This is a genomic window from Pseudomonas sp. (assembly GCF_041601375.1).
GTDB lineage: Bacteria > Pseudomonadota > Gammaproteobacteria > Pseudomonadales > Pseudomonadaceae > Aquipseudomonas.
The window spans coordinates 1-2,422 of the sequence record NZ_JBFIIG010000292.1 but is presented as its reverse complement, the minus strand read 5'-3'; the positions used below and the strand labels follow the sequence as shown (position 1 = coordinate 2,422).

Sequence of the window (2,422 nt, the reverse complement as noted above, 5' to 3'; positions counted from 1 at the left end):
GTGGGATGCCAGCAAGGTCAACGTCAACGGCGGCGCCATCGCCATCGGCCACCCGATCGGCGGTTCCGGCTGCCGGATTCTGGTGACCCTGCTGCACGAGATGATCAAGCGCGATGCCAAGAAGGGCCTGGCCACCCTGTGTATCGGCGGCGGGCAGGGCGTGGCCCTGGCGATCGAACGCTAAGCCTGCGGTGCGCGCAGCGCACCCTACTGAAAACGCCGGCCCCGCAACGATTGCAGGCGCCGGCGTTTTTCTTGGTCATGCCCCCGGCCGAGCAAGCGTAGGGCCGGTACTCGTAGGTTGGCGCAGGATAAAAAGGCTAAGTCGCAATTGCCTGTTGTGACAATTCTGTAGGGTGCGCTGTGCGCACCAAGAGCCTCCGGCTGCGCAGGTGCATGCGGCGCACCCTACCCAGACGCGGGCTGCCACCTGATCTCGCAGGCAGGAGCGACTCACGCACCAGCTGATTGGGGCGGAGCCATAAAAAAGGCCGCGCTGCTGTGCCGCGCGGCCAAGGAGGGGAAACGCTCGTTCCTATTCAGCCGTTCGCTCTCTGGAGCAAGGCCCGCGCCACCCGCGAGCCGTTGGGCTTGTCCAGCACCGCGCAGATGCGGGCACCGGCCTGGATCAGCAGATCCATATCGATACCGCTGTTGATGCCCAGGCCATTGAGCAGATAGAGCACATCCTCGGTCGCGACATTGCCGGTGGCGCCCTTGGCATAGGGGCAGCCGCCGAGCCCGGCGACCGAGCTGTCGAACACCTCGATGCCCTCCAGCAGGCTGGCGTAGATATTGGCCAGGGCCTGGCCATAGGTGTCGTGGAAGTGCCCGGCCAGCTTGTTGCGCGGTACCTTGCTGCCGACTACTTCGAGTAAGCGCCGGGTTTCACCGGCGGTGCCGGCGCCGATGGTGTCGCCGAGGGAGATCTCGTAGCAGCCCATGTTGTAAAGCTCGCGGGCCACATCCGCCACTTGGGCCGGGGCGATGGTGCCCTCGTATGGGCAGCCGAGCACGCAGGACACGTAGCCGCGCACGCGAATGCCCTGCTGCTTGGCGGCGTCCATCAAGGGCAGGAAACGCTCGAGGCTTTCGCCAATCGAGCAGTTGATGTTCTTCTGCGAGAAGGACTCGGAGGCGGCGGCGAATACCGCCACCTCCTTGACTCCGGCCTGCAGTGCTGCTTCGAAACCCTTGAGGTTGGGGGTCAGGGCGGCGTAGGTGACGCCGGGCACCTGCTGGATCTGGGCAAACACCTCGGCGCTGCCGGCCATCTGCGGCACCCACTTGGGTGAAACGAAGCTGCCGACTTCGATATAGCGCAAGCCGGCGGCGGACAGGTCATCGACCAGGCGCACCTTGTCGGCCACGCCGATCGGTTGTTGCTCGTTCTGCAGGCCGTCGCGCGGACCGACTTCGACCAGGCGCACGTGTTGGGGCAAATTCATTTGGCGTCTCCTCGGCATTTTGCGGGGCAATGGTGCGCACAGCGCGCCCTACGATTTAGTGCGGTGCGCAGAATGGCATGATCGCACCGGTTCGGCGTAGGGCGCGCGGGGCCGCCTAGGCCGTGCGCACCGATCATTGCGCTCAGGCCTCTTCCAGTTCGACCAGCACGGCGCCTTCGCCGACCATCTCGCCTTCGCCGCAGTACAGCGCCTTGACCGTGCCGGCATGGGGCGCGCGGATGCTGTGCTCCATCTTCATCGCCTCCAGCACCACCAGGGCGGTGCCGGCCTCGACCCGCTGGCCGGCGTCGACCAGTACACGGACGATGCTACCGTTCATCGGTGCGATCAGGCCACCGTGATGACTGTGGCTGGCTTCGACCTCGGCAATCGGGTCGAGCTGGCTGACGGCGTGCAGGTCGCCCTGCCATTCCAGGTAGAGGGTATCGCCCTGGCGGATGGCATGCAGGCGCCGTTGCAGTGCGTCTGGCTGAACCTCGGCGTTTCGCGGGCTGCTGCACAACAGCGTGTCGCCCTGCAAGCGGGCGAGGCCGCAGGCGCGCACCTTTTGGGTGACGCCGTCGCAGGCCAGGTGCAGGGCGATTTCAGCCGGCAGGCCGGCGCGCCAGCCACTGGTGCCGGCCCAGGGCGAATGGAAGTCTTCGTGCTTGCGCCGTAGCGGCTCGCTCTGGGCGAAGGCGTCGCCAGCCAGTTGCCAGAACTCGGCGGGTAACTCGCCTGGCGGCGGCAGCAGCTGCGCTTCGTAGCGCGGGATAAAGCCGGTATCCAGTTCGGCATCGGCGAAGGCCGGGTGGGCCAGCACGCGACGCAGGAACGCCAGGTTGGTCTTGACCCCGCCGATGCAGGTTTCATTGAGCATGGCCAGCAGGCGCAGGCGTGCTTCCTCGCGGTTGTCGCCCCAGGCGATCAGCTTGCCGAGCATCGGGTCGTAGAAGGGCGAGACCTCGTCACCT

2 protein-coding genes and 1 pseudogene are annotated in these 2,422 nt (G+C 66.2%); 1 reads left to right on the top strand and 2 read right to left on the bottom strand.

All coding sequences use genetic code 11. The features are described from left to right. Window positions 1-184 (top strand): annotated as a pseudogene (locus tag ABZE94_RS21195) (acetyl-CoA C-acetyltransferase); the annotation flags it as partial. A gap of 355 nt (window positions 185-539) precedes the next feature. Here ABZE94_RS21195 and ABZE94_RS21190 read toward each other — a convergent pair. Both ABZE94_RS21190 and ABZE94_RS21185 read right to left on the bottom strand, forming a co-directional pair. Beyond that, complete coding sequence (locus ABZE94_RS21190) at window positions 540-1,448, bottom strand: hydroxymethylglutaryl-CoA lyase (protein ID WP_372878166.1); 909 nt, start codon at window positions 1,446-1,448, stop codon at window positions 540-542. Between the two features lie 142 nt (window positions 1,449-1,590). Beyond that, a partial coding sequence (locus ABZE94_RS21185) for a biotin/lipoyl-containing protein (protein WP_372878164.1) occupies window positions 1,591-2,422 on the bottom strand: 832 nt, incomplete at its 5' end.